The organism is Microbacterium neimengense, from assembly GCF_054782995.1.
The window spans coordinates 1,061,206-1,085,814 of sequence record NZ_BAAGRK010000003.1 but is presented as its reverse complement, the minus strand read 5'-3'; the positions used below and the strand labels follow the sequence as shown (position 1 = coordinate 1,085,814).

At 71.5% G+C, this 24,609-nt stretch carries 23 protein-coding genes; 6 read left to right on the top strand and 17 right to left on the bottom strand.

Features of this window, described 5'->3' with window-relative positions:
- The first annotated feature begins 24 nt into the window (after window positions 1-24).
- Window positions 25-4,899, top strand: a complete 4,875-nt coding sequence (locus tag ACYVJS_RS08010) for an SCO7613 C-terminal domain-containing membrane protein (RefSeq protein ID WP_460739383.1) — start codon at window positions 25-27, stop codon at window positions 4,897-4,899.
- Here ACYVJS_RS08010 and ACYVJS_RS08005 read toward each other — a convergent pair.
- The 8 genes from ACYVJS_RS08005 to ACYVJS_RS07970 are packed head-to-tail and all read right to left on the bottom strand — an operon-like array spanning window position 4,883 to window position 11,879.
- Complete coding sequence (locus ACYVJS_RS08005) at window positions 4,883-5,566, bottom strand: DNA-3-methyladenine glycosylase (protein WP_460739381.1); 684 nt, start codon at window positions 5,564-5,566, stop codon at window positions 4,883-4,885. The two genes, ACYVJS_RS08010 and ACYVJS_RS08005, sit on opposite strands and share 17 nt — an antisense overlap.
- Entirely contained in the window at window positions 5,563-6,981 is a 1,419-nt protein-coding gene (locus ACYVJS_RS08000; RefSeq protein WP_460739379.1) for a hypothetical protein, read from the bottom strand. Before ACYVJS_RS08000 ends, ACYVJS_RS08005 begins: the two co-directional genes overlap by 4 nt.
- Entirely contained in the window at window positions 6,971-7,735 is a 765-nt protein-coding gene (locus tag ACYVJS_RS07995; RefSeq protein ID WP_460739377.1) for a TIGR03943 family putative permease subunit, read from the bottom strand. Before ACYVJS_RS07995 ends, ACYVJS_RS08000 begins: the two co-directional genes overlap by 11 nt.
- A complete protein-coding gene (locus ACYVJS_RS07990) occupies window positions 7,728-8,768 on the bottom strand; it encodes a permease (protein ID WP_460739375.1) in 1,041 nt (346 codons plus the stop codon). The genes ACYVJS_RS07995 and ACYVJS_RS07990 overlap by 8 nt, the downstream gene beginning before the upstream one ends.
- Window positions 8,752-9,162 (bottom strand): Fur family transcriptional regulator, encoded by a 411-nt coding sequence (locus ACYVJS_RS07985; RefSeq protein WP_309734003.1) that lies wholly within the window; start codon window positions 9,160-9,162, stop codon window positions 8,752-8,754. Before ACYVJS_RS07985 ends, ACYVJS_RS07990 begins: the two co-directional genes overlap by 17 nt.
- Before the next feature lie 46 nt (window positions 9,163-9,208).
- Window positions 9,209-10,069, bottom strand: coding sequence for a metal ABC transporter permease (locus tag ACYVJS_RS07980; protein ID WP_460739372.1), 861 nt, complete (start codon window positions 10,067-10,069; stop codon window positions 9,209-9,211).
- Entirely contained in the window at window positions 10,066-10,887 is an 822-nt protein-coding gene (locus tag ACYVJS_RS07975) for a metal ABC transporter ATP-binding protein (RefSeq protein ID WP_460739370.1), read from the bottom strand. Before ACYVJS_RS07975 ends, ACYVJS_RS07980 begins: the two co-directional genes overlap by 4 nt.
- Window positions 10,884-11,879 carry a metal ABC transporter solute-binding protein, Zn/Mn family gene (locus ACYVJS_RS07970; RefSeq protein ID WP_460739368.1) on the bottom strand — a complete coding sequence of 332 codons (996 nt, stop codon included), beginning with the start codon at window positions 11,877-11,879 and terminating at the stop codon, window positions 10,884-10,886. Before ACYVJS_RS07970 ends, ACYVJS_RS07975 begins: the two co-directional genes overlap by 4 nt.
- A 249-nt stretch (window positions 11,880-12,128) precedes the next feature.
- Between ACYVJS_RS07970 and ACYVJS_RS07965 the strand changes: the two genes are divergently transcribed.
- Entirely contained in the window at window positions 12,129-12,950 is an 822-nt protein-coding gene (locus ACYVJS_RS07965) for an ornithine carbamoyltransferase (protein WP_460739366.1), read from the top strand.
- 59 nt (window positions 12,951-13,009) lie between these two features.
- On the opposite strand, the gene ACYVJS_RS07960 is transcribed toward ACYVJS_RS07965, so the two are convergent.
- The 4 genes from ACYVJS_RS07960 to ACYVJS_RS07945 form a co-directional block, all read right to left on the bottom strand.
- Window positions 13,010-14,329 carry a dihydrolipoamide acetyltransferase family protein gene (locus ACYVJS_RS07960; protein ID WP_460739364.1) on the bottom strand — a complete coding sequence of 440 codons (1,320 nt, stop codon included), beginning with the start codon at window positions 14,327-14,329 and terminating at the stop codon, window positions 13,010-13,012.
- A gap of 199 nt (window positions 14,330-14,528) precedes the next feature.
- The gene (locus ACYVJS_RS07955) at window positions 14,529-15,512 is read right to left on the bottom strand and encodes an alpha-ketoacid dehydrogenase subunit beta (RefSeq protein WP_460739362.1); all 984 of its coding nucleotides are present in this window, start codon (window positions 15,510-15,512) and stop codon (window positions 14,529-14,531) included.
- The gene (locus tag ACYVJS_RS07950) at window positions 15,509-16,615 is read right to left on the bottom strand and encodes a thiamine pyrophosphate-dependent enzyme (protein ID WP_460739877.1); all 1,107 of its coding nucleotides are present in this window, start codon (window positions 16,613-16,615) and stop codon (window positions 15,509-15,511) included. The genes ACYVJS_RS07955 and ACYVJS_RS07950 overlap by 4 nt, the downstream gene beginning before the upstream one ends.
- A 55-nt stretch (window positions 16,616-16,670) precedes the next feature.
- Window positions 16,671-17,768, bottom strand: a complete 1,098-nt coding sequence (locus ACYVJS_RS07945; RefSeq protein WP_460739360.1) for a histidinol-phosphate transaminase — start codon at window positions 17,766-17,768, stop codon at window positions 16,671-16,673.
- Between the two features lie 48 nt (window positions 17,769-17,816).
- Here ACYVJS_RS07945 and ACYVJS_RS07940 point away from each other — a divergent pair, with 48 nt between their 5' ends.
- The gene (locus ACYVJS_RS07940) at window positions 17,817-18,209 is read left to right on the top strand and encodes a phage holin family protein (RefSeq protein ID WP_460739358.1); all 393 of its coding nucleotides are present in this window, start codon (window positions 17,817-17,819) and stop codon (window positions 18,207-18,209) included.
- On the opposite strand, the gene ACYVJS_RS07935 is transcribed toward ACYVJS_RS07940, so the two are convergent.
- A complete protein-coding gene (locus tag ACYVJS_RS07935) occupies window positions 18,181-19,503 on the bottom strand; it encodes a hypothetical protein (protein WP_460739356.1) in 1,323 nt (440 codons plus the stop codon). The two genes, ACYVJS_RS07940 and ACYVJS_RS07935, sit on opposite strands and share 29 nt — an antisense overlap.
- The gene (locus ACYVJS_RS07930; protein WP_460739354.1) at window positions 19,488-19,778 is read right to left on the bottom strand and encodes a hypothetical protein; all 291 of its coding nucleotides are present in this window, start codon (window positions 19,776-19,778) and stop codon (window positions 19,488-19,490) included. The genes ACYVJS_RS07935 and ACYVJS_RS07930 overlap by 16 nt, the downstream gene beginning before the upstream one ends.
- Before the next feature lie 114 nt (window positions 19,779-19,892).
- On the opposite strand from ACYVJS_RS07930, the gene ACYVJS_RS07925 reads away from it, so the two are divergent.
- Both ACYVJS_RS07925 and purB read left to right on the top strand, forming a co-directional pair.
- Window positions 19,893-20,396: a low molecular weight protein-tyrosine-phosphatase gene (locus tag ACYVJS_RS07925; RefSeq protein WP_460739352.1), complete on the top strand. Its 504-nt coding sequence runs from the start codon at window positions 19,893-19,895 to the stop codon at window positions 20,394-20,396.
- A complete protein-coding gene (gene purB / locus ACYVJS_RS07920) occupies window positions 20,393-21,808 on the top strand; it encodes an adenylosuccinate lyase (protein WP_460739350.1) in 1,416 nt (471 codons plus the stop codon). The genes ACYVJS_RS07925 and purB overlap by 4 nt, the downstream gene beginning before the upstream one ends.
- Before the next feature lie 518 nt (window positions 21,809-22,326).
- On the opposite strand, the gene ACYVJS_RS07915 is transcribed toward purB, so the two are convergent.
- Window positions 22,327-22,677, bottom strand: a complete 351-nt coding sequence (locus tag ACYVJS_RS07915; RefSeq protein ID WP_460739348.1) for an amino acid transporter — start codon at window positions 22,675-22,677, stop codon at window positions 22,327-22,329.
- Window positions 22,674-23,309, bottom strand: a complete 636-nt coding sequence (locus tag ACYVJS_RS07910; RefSeq protein ID WP_460739346.1) for an acyl-CoA synthetase — start codon at window positions 23,307-23,309, stop codon at window positions 22,674-22,676. Before ACYVJS_RS07910 ends, ACYVJS_RS07915 begins: the two co-directional genes overlap by 4 nt.
- Window positions 23,310-23,423: 114 nt before the next feature.
- Here ACYVJS_RS07910 and ACYVJS_RS07905 point away from each other — a divergent pair, with 114 nt between their 5' ends.
- Window positions 23,424-24,236 (top strand): shikimate 5-dehydrogenase, encoded by an 813-nt coding sequence (locus tag ACYVJS_RS07905; RefSeq protein ID WP_460739344.1) that lies wholly within the window; start codon window positions 23,424-23,426, stop codon window positions 24,234-24,236.
- A gap of 4 nt (window positions 24,237-24,240) precedes the next feature.
- Here the strand turns inward: ACYVJS_RS07905 and ACYVJS_RS07900 are convergent, their stop codons facing one another.
- Window positions 24,241-24,588 carry an iron chaperone gene (locus ACYVJS_RS07900; RefSeq protein ID WP_460739342.1) on the bottom strand — a complete coding sequence of 116 codons (348 nt, stop codon included), beginning with the start codon at window positions 24,586-24,588 and terminating at the stop codon, window positions 24,241-24,243.
- Between the last annotated feature and the right edge of the window lie 21 nt (window positions 24,589-24,609).

The window sequence follows — 24,609 nt, the reverse complement described above, 5'->3', positions numbered from 1 at the left end:
CCCCCACCGATCTCCGCACCGCCGTTGTCCACAGCGCACCGCACGCTGATGCTCGCGGTGCGTGCCGCACTGCCACGATGGCGTGACGGCTGCGACGCCGTCGATTCGGGGGAGACGATGACGGACACACCGCAGGGCGGCCGCTGGCCCGCATCCGCGCGCGAGCTCGGCGACCCCCACAAGTGCCCCTCCTGCTTCACGGTGATCAGCGGTTCGCCGTGCCCCGCCTGCGGGCAGCCTCTCGACGACCCGCGCATGGGCCAGGTCCTTGCGATCGGCCAGACGATGGCGGATGCGGAGGCCACGCGCCAGAGCATCATGGCCGCCGTCCGCGAGAGCGCCGTCGCCGCGCGCCAGGCGGCCCTCGCGGAACGGGCGGCCCTCGCCGAACAGGCCGCTCTCGCCGCCCGGCAGCAGGCCGCCCCACCGGCTGCCGTCGTCGCCGCGCCCGGCGTCGTCGCACCTTCAGAGGCACCGGACGTCCCCCGGCGCGAGGCCGAGGCCGCGCGCGTGGATCCCGTTCGCTCCGCACCTGTTGCCGCGGCCCCCGCATCCCCACCTCCCGGGGCGCAGTCGCCGGCTCCCGCGCCCGAGCCACGCCGACGCCGCCTCACCGTGCCGGTGCTCCTGCTCATCGTGGGCGTCTCGCTCGTCGGCGTCGCGGCGGTGTTCTTCCTGCTGCTCGCCTGGTTCGTAGCCGGCATCGCGTTGCGCGCGGTGATCGTGGGTGCGATCACGCTCCTCACGATCGGCGGCGCGTCGCTCCTGCGGCGCCGGGGCCTCACGGCGACGGCGGAGGGCATCGCCGCGCTCGGCGTCGTGCTGCTGGCACTCGACACCTGGGCGGTGTACGCCAACGATCTGTTCGGCACGGCGAACCTTCGACCGGCCGTGTGGACGGGCATCGGCGCCCTCGCGGTGGCGGTCGTCTGCCGCGCGTGGGCACGCGTCTCGCGTCTGCGCACCCCCGATCTCGCCGCGTCCCTCGCACTCCCCGCGGGGATCGGGTTCCTGGTCGGGGGCGCCGTCGCACTGCCGTCGCCCGAGGCGCTGATCGCGGGACTGCTGGGCGCCGCGGCCGGCGGGCTCGCGCACGCGCTTCCGGCTCCCGCATCGTCGGCGCGGTCGGGCGAGGCCGGCGCCGTCGAGCGCTTCGTGCTCGCGATCGTCGGCCTGTCCGCCCTCGCGGCGAGCGCGCTGCTGACGCCGCTGTTCGCTGAGGGGATCGGCGCAGCAATCTGGGCCAACGGCGGCGTGCTCGTGATCGGTTCGGCGTACGCGTTCGTGCTGCGCCCGGCGGCGCCTGAGCGCGTCGCCGGCCCGTGGCTCGGCGCTGCGGCATCCGTGCTGGCGACCCTCGCCCTCGCGACCGCCGGGTGGCAGCTCGCTGCCCGCAGCGATCTGCCCGTGTTCGGCGTGCTCGTGGCGCCCGTCCTGGCAGTCGCCACGGCGGTCGCGCTGGATCGTCTGCGGGCCCGGCTGCCCTGGCTGGTCCCCGCGGCCATCGCCGCCGGGATCGTCGCGGTCTGTTCGCTCGCCGCGCACATGGTGATGTGGTCGGCGCGAGCGGCGGTCGCGATGTACGGGAACTGGCCGCTGTGGCGCACGCCGGCGTTCGAGGCCGCCGGTGGCTCGCTCGACATCCCGCTGCTCGCACTCGTCGCCGCGGCCGTGCTCAGCGTGCTCGTGTTCCTCGCCCCCACGGCGCGACGAGCCACCCTGCGGCACGTCCGTCCGATCGTGGGCGCGCTCCTTCTGACCTCCGCCGCGGCCCTCACCCTGATCCCGGCGGCGGCGGTCGCGGGAGGCGTCGTCGTGGCGGCCGTATCCGTCGTCGCGATGCGCAGGCGTGCGGACGCGGCGGGGTGGGTCGTCGCGGGCTTCATCGGCCCCGGCGCCGCCTACCTGACCGGGCTGTCGGCAGTCTGGCTGTGGGTCGCTGCGGTCGCCGTCGCCGCGCTGCTGCCCGTGGCTCACCGGCTGGCCGTGCGCGCCACGGGCGGGCTCGCGATGGCTCTCGCCGTGCTCCCAATCGGCGTGCTCGCAGTGTCGGCGACGATCGCGCCGAACGCGCTGGCCGTGCAGCTCGGCGGAGCATCGGATGCGACCGCCGCGGGCTGCGCGTTCGTGCTGCTGCAGTGGGTCGCCCTGGTGGCGGCGCTCGCCTCGCTGCTCGGTTGGCGCGAGGGCGCATCGCGCCGGGCGCTCGCCCTCGCGACGACCGTGCTGCTCGCGGTCGCGCTCCCCGCCGCCGCGGCACTGGGCGCCTCGCCCCTCGCCGAGCGCGCCCTGCTCGAGCCGGGTCTGGGCATCGCGCGAGCGGCCCTGCTGGTCGTCGCGCTGATCGCGCTGACCGCGCACCACCGCGACGGCACCATCTCTTGGGCGAGCGCCCTCTTCGTCGCGCCCGCCGCAGCATCCGGTGCGGCGGCTCTGCTCACCCTCGTCGTCGCGCCGCCGTTCACCGCTGCGCTCGTGCTGGCGGCGGTGGCAGCGCTCGTCGTCGCGGGCGCTGCGGCGGTCGCGCTCCGCACCCGCATTCCTCGGGTGCGACTGGCGTCAGACCTGGGCGCGGCGATCGTGATAGCGGTAGCGGCGTGGCCGACGCCGCTCCCGGGCGGTTGGGTGCTCTTCCCCGTGCCGGCGGAGTGGGGCGGCGCGTTCGTCGCGACCATCGCGATCGCGGTCGGCGCCGCATCGATCACCCGAGGCTGGCGGGCGACGACCGCGGGCGGCGTGCCCGTGGCAGCGGCGCCGCGGCGCCTGCTGGCCTGGCCGGCGTTCGCGGCAGCGACCGCCGCATTGTGGCTGTGGCTCGCCTCTGCGTGGCCCGGAGCCGCCCTCGAGGCGTACGTCGTCCCACCGGCCGCGGGGCTCGTCGTCTTCGCACTCCTGTTGAATCGGCTCGGCCGCATCCCCGAGGCGACGGTCGCGGCGGCGCTCGGAGTGGGCGTGGGTCTTCTGCCTCCCGCGGTCACCGCGCTCGACGCAGACACGGTGCGCGGCGTCGTCGTGGCCGCGACCGCCACGGCCATCGCCGGGACGTCGGCGTTCTGGCCGCGGCTGCGTTCGTCCGCACCCGGACTCGCCGCGGCCGCCACGGCGCTCGGCGCACTGCTGCTCGCGGTGAGCGGCCTCGTCCTCACCGGACCCGAGGTGGCGAGTGTGTGGGCGGCGGCCGCCGTGGCGGTGACGCTGATCGCCTGCGTCGGCCTCGCGCGGGCGGGCTCCGCAGCCGCGGTGAGCGTCGCGACCGTTGCGGGTCCCGTCGCGACCCTCGTGGCCGCGGGCGCCGTCGTCGACGCCGTTGCGACGCACGACTCGTTCGTGGTGGGCCTGGCACTCATGCTCGCCCTGCTCGCGCTGCACCTGGTCTCCGCCGGCGCGCGCCGCATCCCGCTGACACCGGCGCTGCGCTGGACCACATGGGCCGTCTCGCTGATCGCCGGCTCCCTGATGCTCGCCAGCGGCGTGTTCACCCAGGTCGAGCTGGCCTTCGCTCCGGCCGGCGTCGCGCTGGCGGCGGGGGCCGTTGTCGCCGCCCTGCGCGCCGACCGCACCCGCCCCCTCGAACGGACCGCGTGGCTGGTCGGCCTCGCGATCACCGCTCTGCCGAGCGTGTTCGCCCCCGTCGAGCCGCTGCGCACATGGCTGGTCATCTCGCTGGCACTCGCAGCCGCCCTCATCCTCGTGCTCGCCCCGCTGCCCGACATCGGCCGCCTCAAGACGCCCTCCGCGCTCGTACTCCTCGTCGCCGCCTGGGCGATGGCGGTCCGCAGCGCCGGAACGGATGCGGCGGCGCCGACGATCGCGTCTCTGGTCGTCGGCGTCGGCACGGTCGCCGTGGCGGCGGGCCTCGTCCGGATCGGTGCGCGGGCAGGCGTCCCCGCATCCGTCGCTGCGGTGGGCTCCGCCTTCGTGGTCACAACCGTCGCCCTGCGACTCGACGGGGCGCCCGCGACGACCGCCGTTGCGATGAGCGCCGCGGCGCTGGTCGGCGTCGCGTCCGCTCTCGTCCTGGGGCGCGAGCGCTGGCGCGGGGTCGCGGCCGTCGCGGCGGTCGCGAGCGCGGTGACACTGGCCACGGCGTCGGGGATCCGTATCCTGCTTCTCACCGAGCGGGCCGCACCGCTGTTCACGGTCGAACCGGAGATCTGGAGTCTCGCGGCGCTCGGGCTGGTCGCCGCGATCGCGATCGCGGCGCTGCGCACCCACGCGGGCCCGGGTGTCGATCTCGCCGCGATGATCGTGCTCTCGGCAGCGGTCGGCGCGTTCACGATCGCCGAGCTCACCGTGTTCGAAACGGCGCAGATCACGGTTCGCGTCCTGTTGATCATGGTCGTGCTGAGCGCGGCGGGGACGGCCGGCTGGGCGCTGCGTCGCCGGAGCGGTCTCGTGCTGCTGGGCGCCGCCGGCGCCTTCGCCCTCGTCACCGCCGCGTCCACGGCGCCCGCGGTCATCATGATGATCGAGGTGATCACGGTGCCGCCCGCTCTCGCGGGACTCGCGGTGGGCATCGCCCGGATGCGGGCCGAACCCGCCCGACGCTCGTGGCCCGCACTCGGCGGGTGGCTCGCGCTGCTGACACTGCCGTCGCTCGCGTACGATTTCGACCCGGACGCAGCGCTGTGGCGCGTCATCGCCCTGGGCGTCGTAGCCATCGCCCTCGTGATCATCGGAGCGGTCCGCGCTCTCCAGGCGCCGCTCGTGGTGGGTTCGGCGGTGCTGCTCGTGCACGCGATCGCGCAGCTGTGGCCGTGGATCGCCGCCGCCTACGTGGCGTTCTGGTGGCTGTGGCTGGGTCTCGGCGGGGTCGCGCTCATCTTCCTCGCGGCCCGCTACGAGAAGCGGATGCGGGCGCTCAAGGCGGCCTTCGCCGCGGTCACCGCGCTGCGCTGAGCGCGGGTCCCGCGCCGCGTCCCCAACGGAACGCCGAGACGGTGGGGTCGTCGGGGATCCAGAAGCGCCAGGGGAACTCGTCGCCGCCGGCCACACCCGCCACCCCGACGCGCGGTCCGGTGGCGATGTCTCGGCGGGGGCCCACCGGCAGGAGGAGTCGGGCGCGAGCTCCTGCCCGCGTCTCACCGGTCACCGCGTCGATGCCGTCGTGCACGGGATGGCGCAGCCCCGACGCATCGCCGAGACGGCCCGGTCCGCGGGCGAGGTCGCGGTCATGGCGCACGACACCGCGCGCGCTGCGACGGCGACGGGCCGCATCCGCACCCTCGACGACCTCCGCGCCGCGCAGCAGCACACCGCCGGCGACCCCCGTAGGCCCGCAGACCACGTTCACGCACGAGTGGATGCCGTGACTCAGATACACGTAGAGGTGGCCGGGCTCGCCCCACATCGTGGCGTTGCGGGGCGTCGGCCCCATGCGGGCGTGCGACCCCGGGTCGGGCACGTCACCGGTGCCGCGCCCGTGGTACGCCTCGACCTCGCTGAGGCGCAACACGACGCGTTCGCCGTCCAGCTCGACCTCGAGCAGCGCGTCGAGCAGGCGCGGCGCGACCTCCACGGGCAGATCGGTCAGCGCCTCGCGCGTGGCCGGCACGTGGGTCGTCATCGCAGCGGAACCTGGCACCACGAGATGTCGAAGGCGCCGAGGCTGGAAACCTCGGTCTCGCTGTCGAGATCCAGGATGTGGGTCTCGACCGTCTCGGGCACCGGCAGAGCGTAGCTCGTCACGTACGGGTTCTTGGCCGCATCCGGCTGCACGAGCACGGCCGCGTACCGCCCGGACGGCGAGACGCAGGTCTGCAGCAGCGCCGAGCTCGCCGCCACGGTGAACACCGGTTTCGCGTGGCCCTCACCATCGACCAGCAGGAGCGAGGAGCCGGCGCCGTTCGGGTCGGTGTACTGACGCAACGTCCGATCGCCCGTCAGCGGAACGACGCCGCCGAGGTAGCCCGTCGCGTCCTGCGCCGACACGAGCGGCTCCTCCGAACCGTCGACGAGCGAGATCGTGACGAGCCCGTCTGCGCGCAGCACGATGGCCGTGGTCGAGCCGCGGGCGATGCCCTCGATCTGCGCGGCCGCTCCCAGGTCGACGGGGTTCGCTCCCGACGGCGGCGCGAGCAGCAACCGGCCCTGGAACGAGAGCATGAGGATGCTGTCGGTATCGGGCACGAAACTCCACTGCGCCACGCTCGCCGGTTCGCCCGACACGTCGATGCGGGTCGGCGGGGTGTCGGCGTCGGCGGGTTTGAGCGAGGCGGTGTAGAGCACGCTCGCCCGCGCCCCCGCGGCCGTCATGTCGGGGTCCGTGTAGGTGTAGCCGATGGTCTCGCCGCGGTCGGCGGTCTGCAGGTCCTGGATCGGCCCCGTGCCGGGCAGAGGCAGCGATCGCTGTCCCTGCCCGTCGGGATCGGTCACGATGAGCTCGTTCGAGCCGTCGTCGTCCACGACCGACATCACGAGGTGGGCGTTCGTCGCCCGGAAGTCCTCGATGTGGCGGTGCGTGAAGACGGGGACCGCGTCCTCGCCCGACAGCGAGGTGCGGAAGACGGTGTCGTGTTCACCGTCCTCGCCGCGCTGGAGCAGGTAGACCGACAGCGGCGGGGTGTGGAAGCTCTCGGTGAGCGTGACAGCCGCATCCGATCCCTGCCCCGTGACACCCGCGATGGAGACCGTGTAGTCGGTGTCGTCGCGCAGGGGCAGCGTGAAGCGCACTCCGATGGTGCGGCCGGAGGTCTCCACCGCGAAGTCCGCGACGGGACTCACCGTCACCTGCGAGGGGTCGATCGAGGTGAGCGTCTGCGTCGTGGTGAGGATCAGGCGTGAGCCGGATGTGGACACCGCTGCCTGCGGGTCGAACTGCACGTTCGTCACCCGCGGGCCTTGCAGGGTTCCGACCGCGCCCGCGGCGGCGCCCGCGAGCGCCAGAACCGCGAGCACGATCGCGAATGCTCCGAGGTACGCGCGGATGCGGCGGCGCCGGGACTGCTCGCGCCGCGAGGGGCGCGCGGCGTCAGTACTCATAGGGATCGCTCGGCTCGTCGATCGGCGTGACCTGTTCGGCGACGATCGCCAACTGTCCGGAGCCGGTCGCGCGCACCGTGCCCGAGACGGTGACCCACTGCCCGGTGGACGGCGCGGCCGCATCCGCCGAGATGGCCAGTCTCGCGGGCTGCGCGTCGATCACGCAGTGCGTGATGACGAGACGACTCAGATCGAACCCGCCGTCGGTGTCGCCGCTGACGAAACCCGTGAGTGTCACCGCATCGCCCTCGAACGCATCGGGGTTGGTCGCCGTGGCGAACACCGCCGCCCAGTCCCCCACTCCGAACTTCGAGGTGTCTCCGGTCGAGGCGAGCGAGATCACATCCGATCCCGCGAACAGCGGCGGTGCGCCGACGTCGCGGGAAGCGGCGAGCTCCGCCGAGAGGGATGCCGGAGGAAGCGCCAGCATGGTGACCACGACGCCCGAGGCGAGAAGGCCGCCCGCCACTGCGGCTACGGCGCCCGGCGACACGCGGCGCTCGTGACCGTGATGCGCGTGGTCGCCGTCGTGGACCTCGCCGTGATCGTGACCGTGGTCATCTTCCGCGCCCAGCGGCAGCACGAAGCTCAGAGCCGTGCCGACGAGCACGACGACGGCCATGCCGATGGCGAACCAGGCGCCGTCGGGGTTGATGTATAGGCCGATGCGGCCGGTGACAGCCAGCACGAGGGTGATGACGGCGAGGGCTGCGGCGAGCCCCGCGCCCAGCCAGCGGGTGAGAACGCTACGCAAGGAGATTCACCACCGCTCCGAGCGCGAAGGCGAACAGCAGGACCGTCGTGACGATCCCGACGAGCGCCCGGGAGGAGAAGGTCGTGCGCAGCAGGGCGATCATCTTCACGTCCACCAGCGGTCCGGTCACCAGGAAGGCGACGAGCGAGCCGGGAGTGAATGTGGATGCGAACGACAGCGCGAAGAAGGCGTCGATGTTCGAGCAGATCGAGACGACGATCGCGAGCATCATCATCGCGACGATCGACAGCACGGGGTTCGAGCCGATCGCCAGCAGGGCGTTGCGGGGCACGAGCACCTGCACCGCACCTGCGAGCGCCGAGCCGATGACGAGGGCCGGCATGACCGCGCGCAGTTCGACGAGGAACTGCGCCAGGGAGCGGCGCCCGCGCCCGCCGCGCTCGTGGACGGCGACCTCACACGTCGCGCGGAACCGGTCGGTCAGCAGCGCGTCGGGTGACGGGTGGCGGCTGTAGAGCCATCCGATGAGGTTCGCGACCGCGTACCCGCCCAGCAGACGCGCGACGAGGATGCCGTCGCTGAAGCCGAAGGCCTGGTGCGTCGTGATGATGACGATGGGGTTCACGATCGGCGCCGCGATCAGGAAGGTCATGGTCTCGGAGACGTTGAAGCCCCGCATGAGCAGGCCCCGCGCGAACGGGACGTTCCCGCACTCGCACACCGGCACGATCATGCCCAGCAGCGACAGCACCGCCCTCCGCGCCCAGGCACGACGCGGCATCCAGCGCTCGAGAACTCCTGCAGGCAGCCACACCTGGACGAGGATCGAGAGCACGACTCCCAACGCCACGAACGGCAACGACTCGATGAGCACGCTGAGCGCGAGGGTCACTCCGTCCTGAAGGCGCGTCGGGACGTCCGCCGGAAGCAGCTGCGGCGCGAAGATGTAGATCGCCGCCATGACGACGATGAGCGCCAGCCCGAGACTCAGCGCTACGGACGTACGCGAGCCGGACGAGCGCCGCGGTGGCGCCGACCTCGCGCGCTCGGTGCGACTAGTCGTCACGCTCATTCGTCCGGGCGGCGGTGCACGCACCGCAGAGCCCGAAGATGTCGACGACGTGCTCGGCCGAGGTGAAACCATGGCTCGCGGCGGTGCGCTGGGCCCACTCCTCGACTTCCGAGGCCTCGATCTCGACCGTGAGACCGCACTGACGGCAGATGAGGTGGTGGTGGTGGCCGCTCGTCACGCAGGCGCGGTAGAGGTTCTCGCCCTCGGGACTCTGCAGCGAGTCGGCGTCGCCGCCGGCGGCAAGCCCCGCGAGCGCGCGGTACACCGTGGCCAAGCCGATGCCGGTGTTGTCGTCACGCAACCGCGCGTGCAGCGTCTGGGCGCTGACGAAACCCTGCGCGTCGGAAAGGGCTTCGCGGACGCGCTCGCGCTGCCAGGTGTTGCGCTGAGCCATGCCCGAATCCTACCCGCGCACCCTGGCAGCGGGCCGGGCAGTCTTCTCAGACAGCACGCGTGACACGGTCGCGGCGTGCGCCGATCCCGCGGCAGACGAGGTAGATGACGAACGAGATCGTCGTGATGTACGGGCTCACCGGCAGAGTGCCCGCGACCGCGAGCAGGATGCCGCCGACGGCGGAGACGACGCCGAACAGCGCCGCCCACAGCGGAACCGCGAGCGGGCCGGTCGAGATGCGCATCGCGGCCGCCGCGGGGGTCACGAGCAGCGCGAGCACGAGGAGCGCGCCGATGATGTGCACGGCGACGGCGACGATCAGCCCGAGCAGCAGCATGAACGCGAGCGAGACGGCCCGCGTGGGCACGCCGCGCGCGGCGGCCGACTGCGGATCCAGCGAGTCGAAGCGCAGCGGGCGCCAGATGAGCAGCAGGCCCACCAGCACCACTGCCGCGATCGCGATGAGCACGCCGAGCTGGCCCGTCTGCACGGAGACGATCTGCCCGGTGAGCAGGCTGAACCGGTTGGCGCTTCGTCCGTTGTACAGCGAGAGGAAGAGGATGCCGAGGCCGAGGCCGAAGGGCATCAGCACACCGATGATCGAGTTGCGATCGCGCGCGCGGGAGCCGAGCCAGCCGATGAGGGCTGCGGCGATCATCGAGCCGACGATGGATCCCGTTACGACGTCGAAGCCGAGCAGGAGTGCCGCGGCGGCGCCGGCGAAGGAGAGCTCGCTGATGCCGTGCACCGCGAAGGCCATGTCGCGCTGCATCACGAACACGCCGATGAGACCGCCCACGATGCCCAGGACGGCGCCCGCCCACACCGAGTTCTGGACGAGCTCGAGGATCTGGCCGTACTGCGCCACGCCTCCGAACAGCGCGTCGCCGACGTCGCTCCAGTTCATGCGTGGTCCTCGTGGTCGTGATGGTGGTGGTGCGACTGTTCCGCATCCGGCGCTCCGACGACGACGAGGCGCCCGCCCGCGCGGAGCACGTGCACGGGCGCGCCGTAGAGGTCGCTGAGCACGGTGGAGTCGAGCACCTGGTCGGGGGTGCCGAGCATGAAGGTGCCGCCGGCGATGTAGAGGATGCGGTCGACCGTGTCGAGCACCGGGTTGATGTCGTGGGTCACCAGCAGGACGCCCGCCTGACGCTCGCGGCGATGCCGGTCGATGAGCGACACCACCGCCTGCTGGTTGGCGAGGTCGAGGCTCGTGAGGGGCTCGTCGCACAGCAGCAGGCGCGGGTCGTCGGCGAGCGCCTGCCCGACGCGAAGCCTCTGCTGCTCCCCGCCCGAGAGGAGCCCGACGGGGCGGTCGCCGAAGGTCTCGGCGCCCACGGCGGCGAGGAGCTGGTCGACCCGCGCCCGGTCGCGCCGGCGGGAGATCGGCAGACCGAAGCGGTGCCCGTCCACGCCGAGGGCGACGACGTCACGGCCCCGCATCGAGGTGTCGCGCGGCAGCGGTCGCTGCTGGGGGATGTAGCCGATACGGCGGTTTCCCGCTCGGGTGACCGGCGCGCCGAGAGCGGTGATCGTTCCCTCGCTGAGCCGGTCGAGGCCGAGGATGGCCCGCAGCAGCGTCGTCTTTCCGGCACCGCTGGGCCCGAGCACGGCAACCAGCTCGCCGGGCGCGACGGTCAGATCCAACCCACGCCACAGGTCGCGTCCGCCGCGCCGAAGCGCAGCGGACGCGATGACGAGCGGGTCGCGCTCGGTCGTCACTTGGCGAGGGCTCCGGCGAGGTCCTCGATGTTCTTCTGCATCCACTGGATGTAAGTCTGGTCGTCCGGACGCGTTTCCGTGAACTCGAGCACCGGAATGCCCGCGGCACCCGCCGCGTCGATGATCTGCGTCGTCTCGGCGCCGCCCGCCTGCGCGTTCGCGATCACGACCTTGACCTCGCCCGACTTGACCTCGTTGAGAGCCTCGAGCAGCACGGCCGCGGGAACGTCCTGGCCCTCTTCGACCGCCTCGCTGAACTCGTCGGGCGTGGCGTTCTCCAGCCCCGCGGCGGCGATCAGGTACCCCGGCACCGGCTCCGTCACGAAGACCTCGGCGCCGCTGTGCGCCGCCTTGATGTCGTCGAGCGACTTCTCGAGACCGGCGACCTGCGCGAGGAACGCCGTCGAGTTCGCCTGGAAGGTCTCCGCCTTGTCGGGGACGAGACGCGAGAGCTCCTCGGTGATGGCCTCCGTCACGTGCTCGATCGTGTGCGGGTCGTACCAGACGTGCTCGTTGAAGCCCTCGATGTGGTCGTGGTCGTGCTCCAGCTCGGAGTGCGGGCTGGCCTCGAGTTCGTCCGTGTCGTGCTCGGTCGCCTCGGTGCCCTGCCAACTGTCGGAGTACTCGGCGGCCACGATCACCGGCGCCTCGGACTTGCTCGCGTCGATGAGCGAATCCATGAAGGCGTCGTACCCGCCGCCGTTCTGGATGATGAGGTCGGCCTTCTGCACCGTCAGCTGGTCGGCGGCCGTGGCCTCGTAGTCGTGGGGGTCCTGCGCGGCCGACGAGATCACGGGCGTGATCGTAGCCGCATCCCCCGCGATCTCCTCGGCGATCTGGCTGTACACGTTCGTCGAGGTGACGATGGTGATCGCGCCGGTGGATGCGGCGCTCTGCGACGGATCGGCCGTGGCCGACGCGCATCCGGCGAGCGTGAGGGCGGCGCCGGCGACGAGGGCGGGCGCGAGGAGAAGTCGGGTCTTCAGGGGCATGGCGATCACTTTACGCCTACTGATAATCGTTATCAAAATCGGTAGGCAGCGCTTGCCGTGCCGGGCGCTGTCGCCAGCTGCACCTGCCCTCCCTGTGCCCGAGTTGCGTCGCATGTGCGCAGTTGCGCCACTCCTGCGCAGATGCACCAGTCATTGACAGGCGCAGTTGCGCAGAAGTGTGGCCACTGGATGGGTAGGCGCCAGACGGATGCGGCGAGCCGGCCGCATCCGCGTCGATACGGTAGCGGGATGCGCTCGCTCATCCGCCTCGACGACTGGACATCCGCCGACATCGAGCAGGTCTTCACCCTCGCCGACGCGTACGAGGCTGGGCGGGGGCCGAAGACGTCCGGCTGCGCGGTCATGTTCTTCCCTGCGACGAGTCTTCGCACCCGCGTCACGTTCGAGCGCGGCGCGGCGCTCATGGGACTGCAGCCGGTCGTCCTTCCCGAGTCCACCCTCGACAAGCCGGAGGCACACGCGGACGTCGCGAACTATCTCGCCGGCTGGGCCGACCTCGTCGTCGCCCGCCACGGCGACATCCGCGTGCTGGAGGCGCTCGCGGCCCCGGGCGCGCTCCCGATCGTGAACGCGATGACGGGCATCAACCACCCCTGCGAGGTCCTCGCCGACCTGTGGATGCTGCGACAGAACCGCGATCTCGCCGCGACACGTTTCCTGTTCGTCGGGCCTGACGGCAACATCTCGCGCGCGTGGCAGGAAGCCTCTCGGGCGCTCGGGCTCGACATGGCGCAGTGCGCGCCGGCCCAGCTGCGCACACCCGGCGCGCGATGGGTCGAGGACCTCGACACGGCGATCCGCTCCGCCGACGTGATCATCACCGACGACCCCGGGAGCCACGCCGAGATCCTCGAGCCGTATCGGATCACCGCATCCCTGCTGGATGCCGCGCCTCGCGGTGTCCGGCTGAACCCGTGCCCGCCGTTCAACCGCGGGCGGGAGGTCAGCGAGGACGCGGTGTCACATCCCGCCTTCGTCGGTCACGCGTTCAAGAGAGCACTCCTGCCCGTGCACCAGGCCGTGATGGCCTCCTGCCTCGGGATCGGCTAGCCGCGTTCGCAGCTGCGGGCCGGGGGCGGACGCCAGGCGGGTGCGGGCCCAGGCGGGGGTCACTCCACGAGGAGAGCGGGCTCCTCGAGCACAGCCGCGACGTCGGCGATGAAGCGGCTCATGCCGTCGCCGTCGATGACGCGGTGATCGAACGAACCGGACACCGTGGTCACGAAGCGCGGGCGCACCTCGCCGTCGACCACCCAGGGCTTCTGCCGGATGGTTCCCATCGCGATGATCCCGGCCTCGCCGGGGTTGATGATGGGGGTTCCCGCATCCATCCCGAAGACACCGATGTTGGTGATCGTGATGGTGCCCTGCTGCTGATCTGCGGGCGGGGTCTTGCCCTCGCGCGCCGTCAGCGTCAGGCGCTCCAGAGCCTTCGCGAGCTCGCGCATGCTCAGGTTCTGGGCGTCCTTGATGTTCGGGACGATCAGGCCACGCGGCGTCGCCGCCGCGATGCCGAGGTTCACGTAGTGGCGCAGGTTGATCTGCGCACCGTCGTCGCCGTCGACCCACGCGGCGTTGACCATGGGCGTGCGGCGCACGGCCCAGATGACCGCGCGGGCCATGATCAGCAGCGGCGAGACCTTCGTGTCGGCGTAGTCCGGCGACGCCTTCAGGCGCTTCACGAGCTCCATCGTGCGCGTCGCGTCGACGTCGGTCCACACCGTTACGTGCGGCGCCGAGTAGGCACTACGCACCATGGAACCCGCCGTCGCCTTGCGCACACCCCTCACCGGGATGGACTCCTCGCGCGGGTCGGCCTCGGCGACGGATGCGGCGACCGGAATCGTCTCCTCGCGCACCTCGGGCCACTCGGGCGTCTCGATGTTGCGGAAGACGCTCGCCTGCGACGCGTGCTTGACGACGTCGTCGCGCGTCACCTCGCCCCCGGCACCGCTGGGCGTCACGGCGGACAGGTCGACACCGAGGTCGCGGGCGAGCTTGCGGATGGGCGGCTTCGCCACGACGCCGGCGGCGGATGCGGCCGGTGCCGCGGCGGGCTTGCGACGACGCGAGGTGACGGCACCGGCGGAGCCGTAGCCGACGAGGACGGAACCGCCCGCCTCAGGCTCGGCCGCGGGGGCCGGGAGTCCCGGGTCGCCGGGTGCGGGGACATCGGACGCGGAAGCCGCCGCATCCGCGATGGTGATGATGGGAGCGCCGACGTCGACCGTCTGCCCCTCTTCGACGAGCACTTCACCGACCACGCCTGCGAAGGGCGACGGCAGCTCGACCAGCGACTTCGCCGTCTCGATCTCGACGATCACGTCGTTGACGGCGACGGTGTCACCGCTCTTGACGTGCCAGGTGACGATCTCGGCGTCGGTGAGACCCTCGCCGACATCCGGGAGGTGGAAGGTCTGAGTGCTCATTGCGGTTCCTTTCGCCGTTCCTTCACCGTCGAGACTGCATCCTTGTGACGAGATCACGGGTAAACACCGTGATCTCGTGCTCGAAATGGGCCCACGCGCCCAGAGGCTCCGCGTCCGCGCAGCGGGCGTGGAGAGGGTGTGGGGACAGTCTCGCGGTCATGAGGGGGTGAGGGGCGGGGATGGGGACGAGGGGCGGGGGTCAGTAGGCGAGGGCGCGGTCGACGGCCTCGAGGATGCGGTCGGCATCGGGCAGGTACTGCCCCTCGAGCTTGGCGGGCGGGAAGGGCACATCGAAGCCGGACACGCGCAGCACCGGCGCCTCGAGCGAGTAGAACGCGCGCTCGGTGACGGTCGCGGCGATCTCGGATCCGAGCGAGGTGAACTGCGGCGCCTCCTGCGCGTAGACCATGCGGCCGGTGCGGGCGACGGAGTCGAGGATGGGGCCGTAATCCACCGGGGAGAGCGAGCGCAGGTCGACGACCTCGCAGCTCGTTCCCTCGCTCTCGGCGAGCGCGGCCGCCTGCAGCAGGGTCGACACCATCGCACCGTGACCGACGAGAGTCACATCGGTGCCCCGCCGCACGATGCGGGACGCGTGCAGGGGCAGCGCACGCGCCGACAGGTCGACCTCGCCCTTGGGCCAGTAGCGGCTCTTCGGCTCGAGGAAGACGACCGGGTCGTCGGAGGCGATCGCGTCCTGGATCATCCAGTACGCGTCGTTCGGCGTGGACGGGCTCACCACACGCAGGCCCGGGGTGTGCGTGAAGTACGCCTCGGGGCTCTCCTGGTGGTGCTCGACGGCGCCGATGTGCCCGCCGTACGGGATGCGGATGACGACGGGCATGCGCAGCGCGCCCTCGTGACGGTTGGTGAGCTTGGCCAGCTGCGTCGTGATCTGGTCGAAGCCGGGGAAGACGAAGCCGTCGAACTGGATCTCGCAGACGGGGCGGAATCCGCCCATCGCGAGCCCGATCGCGGTGCCGATGATGCCCGACTCGGCGAGGGGGGTGTCGATCACGCGGTTCTTGCCGAACTCGGCCTGCAGGCCCTCGGTGACGCGGAAGACGCCCCCGAGCGGACCGATGTCCTCGCCCATCAGCAGCACGCGGTCGCTGTCGCGCATGGCTTGGGCCATACCGGCGTTCAGGGCCCTGCTCATCGGAAGGGTGGTCATCTCGCTCATGCCTGGCCTCCCTCGAGCGATGCTTCGTACTCGGCCAGCCAGCGTTTCTGCTCGTCGACGAGCGGATGCGGCTCGCTGTAGACGTGGTCGAACATCATCTCCGTGCCGATGGAGCCGAGGGCCACCGTGCGGGCGCGGACGTCCTCGGCGTAGTCGGCGGCGGCCGCATCCACGTCGGCGAAGAATGCGTCCGACGCACCGCGCGAGCGCAGGTAGGCCGCCATCCGGGCGATCGGGTCGCGCTCGGCCCAGGACTGCTCCTCGGCCGAGGTGCGGTACTTGGTCGGGTCGTCGCTGGTCGTGTGCGCACCCATGCGGTACGTCATCGCCTCGATCGCGCGGGGACCGCCGCCCGCGCGCGCTTCGTCGAGGGCCTGGCGCGTGACGGCGAAGCTCGCCAGCACGTCGTTCCCGTCCACCTGGACGCTGGGCATGCCGTAGCCCTCGCCGCGTCGGTAGAGCGGGGCCGAGGCCTGGGTCGCGACGGGGACCGAGATGGCCCACTGGTTGTTCTGCAGGAAGAAGACCTGCGGCGCGCGGTAGCTCGCCGCGAAGACCATCGCCTCGTGCACATCGCCCTGGCTGGACGCGCCGTCGCCGTAGTAGACCATGACGGCCTCGTCGCGATCGACGTCGCCGGTGCCCGTCTTGCCGTCGAAGACGAGGCTCATGCCGAAGCCGGCCGCGTGCAGCGTCTGCGAGCCGAGCACGAGCGTGTAGATGTGGGTGTTGCCGTTCTTCGGGTCGTACGGGTTCCACCCGCCGTGCGTGAGCCCGCGCATGAGCCGCACGATGTCGATCGGGTCGACGCCCCGGATGGTGCACACGACGTGCTCGCGATACGAGGGGAAGAGGTGGTCCTGCGCTCTCGCGGCGTGGGCGGACCCGACCTGCGCGGCCTCCTGCCCCCAGCTCGGCGGCCAGAGGGCGAGCTGACCCTGACGCTGCAGGTTCGTCGCCTGCCGGTCGAAGGCGCGCACCACCACCATGTCGCGGTAGAAGGTCTCGAGCTGGGCGTCATCGACCGCGGCGACGGCGGCGAGGTAGGGCTCGGCGGCGGGGGTCGGCGCGAACGAACCGTCCGCCGCCAGCACCCGCACCATCCGCGCGTCGTCGTCGGCCGGAGAGAACGTGTCGGGCGAGGTCACGGGCTCTACGCTATCTGCTGGCGGGATGGCCCTCTGGGAGGTCGCGCACAACGGATGCGGCAATTCGTAGGATCTGCTCGACAGACTCCTCTTCGCCGATCGAGATCCGCACGCCGTCTCCCGCGAAGGCGCGGACCACCAGCCCGCCCTCGTCGAAGGCCGCGGCGGCGTCGGTCGTGGCCTCTCCCGTGGCGAGCCAGACGAAGTTCCCCTGCGCGTCGGGGACCCGCCATCCGACGTCACGGAGACCCGCCGCGACACGGTCGCGACGCTCGGCGATCACCCGCACGCGCTCGAGCAGCTCGGCGTCGGCGTCGAGGCTGGCCAGCGCCGCCTCTTCCGCCGTGGCGGTGACGGAGAGGGGGATGGCGACGGCGCGCGCTGCGTCCAGCACACGGCGGTGACCGATCGCGTAGCCGATGCGCAGCCCCGCGAGTCCGTAGGCCTTGGAGAACGTGCGGAGGGCGACGACGTTCGGGCGGGTGACGCCCGTGCGGCGCAGGCCGTCGACCGCGTCCGGCGCGGTCACGAACTCGGCGTACGCCTCGTCGAGGATGACGAGCACGTCGGCGGGGACCGCCGTAACGAAGGTGTCGAACTCGGCCTGCGTCACCACAGGGCCCGTGGGATTGTTCGGGCTGCAGACGATCACGGCGCGGGTGCGTGGGGTGATCGCCTCGGCCATCGCGACCAGGTCGTGACGGCCCTCGGCTGTCAGCGGCACCTCGACGCGGTCGGCGCCGGCGACCGTGACGAAGCTCGGATACGCCTCGAAGGACCGCCACGCGTAGACGACCTCGTCGCCGGGGCCCGCGACCGCGAGGACCAGCTGCGAGAGCAGCGATGCGCTTCCGGCGCCGATGTGCACCTCGTCGGCGTCGACGTTGTAGCGCTCGGCCAGACGCACTCGGAGTCTCGCCGCGGTCGCGTCCGGGTAGCGGTTCACCGTCTCGGCGGCGCGGAGGGCCGCCAGCACGCGCGGCAGCGGCGAGAACGGGTTCTCGTTGCTCGAGAGCTTGAACGCGTCGGCACCGGCCGGCTTTCCCTGTCGGTAGACCGGCAGGGCCGCGATCTCTGGGCGCACACGAACGGGAATCGGCTCAGTCACACCGAGAGTCTAGGAGCGCGGATGCGGGGCGCGTGCCACACTTCCGGCATGGGCTTTCTCATCCGCATCGTGGTGAATGCGTTCTCGATCTGGGTCGTCACCCTCATCCCGGTCCTCGGCGTCAGCGTCATCGCGTTCCCGCCGGGCGGAACGCTCGAGATCGTACTGTCGCTGCTGATCGTGGCACTCGTCTTCGCGCTGGTGAACACGATCGTCGGATCGGTCGTGAGGGTGATCGCCTTCCCCCTCTACGTCCTCACACTCGGCCTGTTCTCGCTCATCGTGAACGGGTTCCTGCTCTGGCTGACCAGCTGGATCACCGGGTTCTGGAACTGGGGCCTGCGGGTCGAGAGCTTCTGGTGGGGCGTCGTCGCGGCCCTCGTCATCGCCGTCATCAACGGCATCTTCGGCGTCATCCTGCGCCCGAAGCGGCGGGACTGACAGCACCGGCGCGGCGTCCGGCGTCGACCTGACGCGCGCCGAACTCCTGCGCCGAGATGAGGCGGGCCCCCTCGAGCTCGGCCATCCGTTCGTGCACTTGGGCGACGCGCGGATCAGCCGAGGCATCGACGAGTCCGGCCGTCTCGGCGTAGGCGGTGAGGTGGTGCGCGGGAAGGCCCAGATCCTGCGGACCCGGCGCGGGGTCGACGACCCGCGTGGCCACGATGCTTCCCTCCGCCCCCACGCGGGTCGCGAATCCCCCACCGGCAAGCATCGCCACCGGATCGTCGCCGTGTCGCAGATCGACGGCGATCGCCTCGGGGCCCGGATCGGCCGCGGTCGGGGAGCCCGCGGTCCCGACCACCCGCACGTCGTAGTCGCCGGTCGCCGCGACCTGGCCCACCAGCATCCCGCCCTGCGAGTGGCCGTACAGATAGAGCGTGTCGCCGGGTTGCACACCCGCCTCGGCGAGCATCGCCGCTAGTGCCAGGTAGGCGTCGGACTGCTCACCGCCGTACCCCTGGACGTTCGAGACCATGTCCCACACCTCGTCGCCGCCGAGCCCGCTCGTGCCGGCGACGTACACGGCGTACGCCGTTCCGGATGCGGTCGCGTACTTCTCGATGCGCACCCGCGCCTCGCTGCCCTGAGGGATCCGCCCGAGGGCCGGCGCGAGCGCCGTGGGGGCCGCGGCCGAGTGTTCCGCGGGTGGCAGCGCCACGATCTCTGGCACGGGTCGCCCCGTCGGTGACGGATGCGTGCCGAACGGGATGCGGCCGCGCGTCGCGGTGAGGCGCGCGATGACAGCCCCCGAGGCCAGGCTCGCTCCCGCCAGGAACGGCATGAGCAGAGTGAACCATGTCCAGCCGTCGCCGAAGCCGGAATCCGCCCGCAGCAGCTCGGTTGCCCCCGGATAGGCGTGCTCGATGGCGGCGATCCGATCTCGAGCCCGCTCGACGGCACCCGCGTCTCCCGCAGCGGATGCGAGAGCGGCCTCGGCGCGCATCTCGGCGATCTCGTACACGGCCGCGCACGTGAGCAGCCGGTCCTGCTGCTCACGTGCGCGATCCGCCAGCGCGCCCACCTCGCGGAGGCGGTCGTCCTGGGTCAGCCCCAGCACCGGCAGTGTGTGCGCGCTGATGCGCGCATCGGCGCGGGCGATGTCGGCGACGGCTTCGTCCAGACGTGCCGCCGCCCCCACGAGCACAGCGGCCGCATCCCGCAGCCGCGCCGTGTCGACGGCGACCGCCCCACCGGAGGAGATGCCGACCTCGTCGGTCACGACGACCACCATCCGAAGAGGTTGCCGCCACCCGTGATCAAGGCCTGACTGCGGATCTCGGCGATCACGTCGTCGAGGGCCAGAAGGCGCTGGCGCTCATCGGCGAGCGCGGCGGTCCACGCATCGTGTGCGAGCTGGAAGGCGCGCATCGCCGGCGACGCCCAGGCCGTCGCTGCGGCGAGGCCCGTGGCATCGCGGATGACCGTCTCGATGAGCTCCACGGCTGCGAGCACGTCGCGCCGTGCCGCGTCGAAGGAGAAGACGACATCGTCGAGGGTGTCTGTCATCCCCCGATGCTCGCTCCGCGTCAGAGGGGCGAGGTGCGGCCGCATCCGATCCGCGGATCGCTCGCCGCGAGATCGTGGCTGTGCAGGAGAGGTCGTCAGGACCACAATGGACGCATGCCCGCGTCCTCGCCGTTCCGCGTGGTCTTCGTGTGCACCGGGAACATCTGCCGATCCCCGATGGCCGAGATCGTCTTCCGCTGGTTCGCCGAGTCGGTGGGTCTCGGCGACCGCGTGGTGTCCACGAGCGCCGGCACCGGGGACTGGCACGTCGGAGAGCCCGCCGATCCGCGCACGGTCGAGGCGCTGGAGCGCCACGGATACGACGGCCGGCATCACCGCGCCCGGCAGTTCGAGTTCGCGGATTACGAGCGCAACGACCTGGTCATCGCGCTCGATCGATCGCACGAACGGAACCTGCGCGCCTGGGCGCGGTCGGAGAACGATTCCGACAAGGTCGTGCTGTTGCGCGCCTTCGACCCGCAGCCCGACGACAGCCTCGACGTCCCCGACCCCTACTACGCCGGCCCCGAGGCGTTCGACGAGGTGCTCGCTATGATCGAGAGCGCGTGCCGGGCGCTCTTCCGGCAACTCGAACCCGCCATCCGCTCCGCGGGATGACCCGCGCGGCCCACCGCCCTCGACGGAGTACCGTGTCGAACTTCCCCGCCCAGCCGCTCAGCCCCCTCGACGGTCGCTACCAGGCCGCCGTCTCCGCCCTCGGCGACTTCCTGTCGGAAGCGGGACTCAATCGCGCCCGCGTCGAGGTCGAGGTGGAGTGGCTCATCACCCTCACCGACCGGCGCCTGTTCGGACAGTCGCCGCTGACGGACGCCGAGAAGGACTCCCTCCGCGCGCTGTACCGCGACTTCGGCCAGGCCGAGATCGACTGGCTCGCCGAGCGCGAGGCCGTCACACGCCACGACGTGAAGGCCGTCGAGTACCTCGTGCGCGACCGCCTCTCTTCTCTGGGGCTGGACCGCATCGCCGAGCTCACGCACTTCGCTCTGACCAGCGAGGACGTCAATTCGACGTCCTACGCCCTCACCGTCCAGCGCGCCGTGACCGAGGTATGGCTGCCGAAGCTGCGGCAGGTCATCGAGCGCCTGCGAACCGTCTCGGTCGAACTGGCGGATGCGGCGATGCTCGCCCGCACCCATGGCCAGCCCGCGACCCCCACCACGATGGGCAAGGAGATCGCCGTCTTCGCGTGGCGCCTGGAGCGGGTGCTCGCTCAGCTGGAGTCCTCCGAGTACCTGGCGAAGTTCTCCGGCGCGACCGGGACCTGGTCGGCGCACCTCGCTGCCGATCCGGATGCGGACTGGGTCGAGATCTCCCGCGGCTTCATCGAGGGCCTGGGGCTCGGGTTCAACGAGCTCACCACCCAGATCGAGTCGCACGACTGGCAGGTCGAGCTCTACGACCGCGCGCGGCACGCGGGCGGCATCCTGCACAACCTCGCGACCGACGTGTGGACCTACATCTCCCTCGGCTACTTCGCGCAGATCCCCGTGGCGGGCGCGACCGGTTCGTCGACCATGCCGCACAAGATCAACCCCATCCGCTTCGAGAACGCGGAGGCCAACCTCGAGATCGCGAGCGGGCTGTTCCAGACCCTTGCATCGACCCTCGTCACGAGCCGCCTGCAGCGCGACCTCACCGACTCCACCACGCAGCGCAACATCGGCGTCGCGTTCGGTCACTCCCTTCTCGCGCTCGACAACCTGCTGCGCGGGCTCGGCGAGATCTCGCTCTCGCGCGAGGTGCTGCTGGCCGACCTCGACACCAACTGGGAGGTGCTCGCCGAGGCCATCCAGACCGTCATCCGCGCCGAGGTCGTCGCGGGTCGCTCGCAGATCACCGACCCGTACGCGCTGCTGAAAGAACTCACCCGCGGGCACCGCGTCGGCGGCTCTGATCTCGCGGAATTCGTGCGCGGCCTCGACATCGGCGACGCGGCGAAGGAGCGTCTGCTCGCCCTGACGCCCGCCACCTACACGGGCCTCGCCGCCTCCCTCGTCGCCGGCGCCTGAGGGCCGGCGGCGGCGCGCATCCGGGGGCGGGACCGCATCCGGGGCTCACCGCATCCGGGGGCGGGACCGCATCCGGGGCTGACCGCATCCGGGGCGGGACCATATCCGGGGCGGGACCATATCCGGCACGCGCCGCATCCGGGGGGCCGGGGCTCACCGCATCCGGGGCTGACCGCATTCGGCACCACGGCTTTGGGCCCATCCCATCCCGCCCGCGAGACTGCATCTCCTGCACGAGATCACTGTGTTTACCCGTGATCTCGTGCGAAAGATGCAGTCTCGTGATCCGGCGACGCGCACCTGGCCCGCAGACGCGGTCGGATGCAGAGCGCGATCGCATCCGGGGCTCCCCCCCTACCCCCGCTTCCCGAGACTGCATTCTCAGCACGAGATCACTGTGTTTACCCGTGATTTCGTGACGGAAATGCAGTCTCGCGAGATGGCACCGACACGCGCGAGCGGGCGCACGCGCCCGAGCGGGAAGCCCACACGAGCAGGGGGCGCGGGAGCGCGGGGCGTTAGGCGCGGGGCGGGGCGCCGCCGTCGGCGGAGTCGGATGCGGGGCTGTCGCCGGATGCGTCCTCGGACTCGTCCTTGGGCAGCAGCACCGCGCGGTCGACCGTGCGGTTCACCTGCGCCGGGTCGACGGCGAGCATCAGCAGCGCGATGATCACGAGCGTCGCGATGAAGGTGATCCCCGCGACGATGCCGCCGACCATCAAGGCGTGGCCCGACTGTCCGGCGACTCGGTTCTGGAAGAAACCCATCGAGATGAGCGTGACGACGCCGGCGAAGAGGGCGGCGGCGAGAGCGAGCCCGATCAGCTGAGCGGGCTTCATGAGGTCGCGACGGGTGGGCTTGTCTGTCATGCCGCCTCCTCGGGCGCGGGGGCGGGCTCGCGGCGCGGGGAGAAGCCCGCGATCCCCAGGTAGACCGCGACGATCGCCGCATAGCCGCCGAAGAGTCCGACGGCGATCGTGATGCCGGTAAGGGTGAACGAGCCGGCCTCTTCGATGCTGTACTGCAGCGCGTAGGCAGGCTGCACGGCAAGGGTTCCGAGAGCGAGCAGCACGCCCACGATTCCGACCGTGAGAGCGTCACGCGCCTCGAAGCGAGCGGCGCTGCCGCGTTCTGCGGCGCGGAGGGCCCGCAGGCCCGCGATGCCCTCGATGAGTCCCGTGATCAGCGCCCACGAGATGACGATCACGAAGAAGGCCAGCGTCGTGCGCAGGGTCGGGATGCCGGAGACGCCCCCGGCGATCAGAGTGAGAGCACCCAGCAGGATGGGCAGCCGGCGCTGACCGGGTCCGTACACGAGCCACGCCGAGAGCAGCCAGACGATCGCCGACGCCATCGCGAAGCCACTGAACACCGACAGCCCGACGGCGGCCGAGTGGTCGGGCGAGAACGTGATCATCACGGCCGCCACGGCCGCGAAGAGGGCTCGCACCAACTGAACGTGGCGCGGCTCGAAGGCGCGCGCGGAAGAACTGCTGGTCATGGCTCGACTCGTGGGGGTGGGTACGGCGGCGGAACGGATGCCTCCAGTCTAGGTCGTGCTGGTGAGGAGCCTGCCGTGAACGGACGACGACGGCCGCGCGCGCCACAATGAGGTGTGCCGATTCTCAACAAGGACATGACCCTGTGCATCTCGTTGGCCGGGCGGCCGTCGAACATCGGCACGCGCTTCCACAACTACCTCTACGATGAACTGGGCCTCAACTTCGTCTACAAGGCGTTCACCACCGACGACATCGCCGGGGCGATCACGGGAGTCCGCGCCCTGGGGATCCGCGGATGCTCGGTGTCGATGCCCTTCAAGGAGGCCGTCATCCCCCTGCTGGATGAGATCGAGCCCTCCGCCGCGGCGATCGACTCCGTGAACACGATCGTGAACGACCGCGGCCGGCTGTCCGGCTCGAACACCGACTACGAAGCCGTCGCACAGCTGCTGGCCGAGCACGCCGTCGACCCGGCCGCATCCGTGCTCGTGCGGGGGTCAGGCGGGATGGCGAAGGCCGTCGTGGCAGCGTTCCACGGCGCGGGCTTTCGCGAGCTCACCGTCGTCGCTCGCAACGCCGAGGCGGGCCAGGCTCTCGCGGAGCGCTACGGCTTCCGGAGCGTCACCGAGGATCCGGCGCCCGGGCATGCGGTCGTCGTGAATGTGACCCCGCTCGGCATGAACGGGGCGGATGCGGACGCGCTCGCCTTCAGCGAGGCGCACATCGAAGCCGCGGAGCGCGTGTTCGACGTGGTCGCCTTCCCGTCCGAGACCCCCCTCATCCGCACCGCGCGGGAACGCGGCGTCGCGGTCATCACCGGCGCCGAGGTCATCGCGCTCCAGGCGGCACGACAGTTCGCGCGCTACACGGGCGTCACACCCACGCCAGAACAGGTCGCCCGGGCGTCGGAGTTCTCCCGCGCCTGAGTCCTCACGCCTCCCGGCGCATCGATACGATCGCTGCGGCGACGCGCGAAATGAGCTCGAGCGGCAGCTCCCGCGCGTGCGGCAGAACCAGGGAGTCCTTACCGGAGCGCAACGGGGCAACCTCGCTCTCGAGCGGTTCCGCGAGCGACGGCACGGGGTACAGGCCGATGTGCTTCTTCCACCCGGCGTAGTGCAGGGCGTACCGTCCGCCGAGCATGACCGCGGCGATGCCGTACCGCATCCGTTCCTCCGCGTCCGCTCCCACCGCATCCAGGAGCGCGAAGCGGATCTGCCGCATCCGCGTCGCGACTTCCGGCGGGAAGCCATCGATGTCGGTGGCGTCGTCGTCCATGCCGCCATGCTGGCAGCCGCC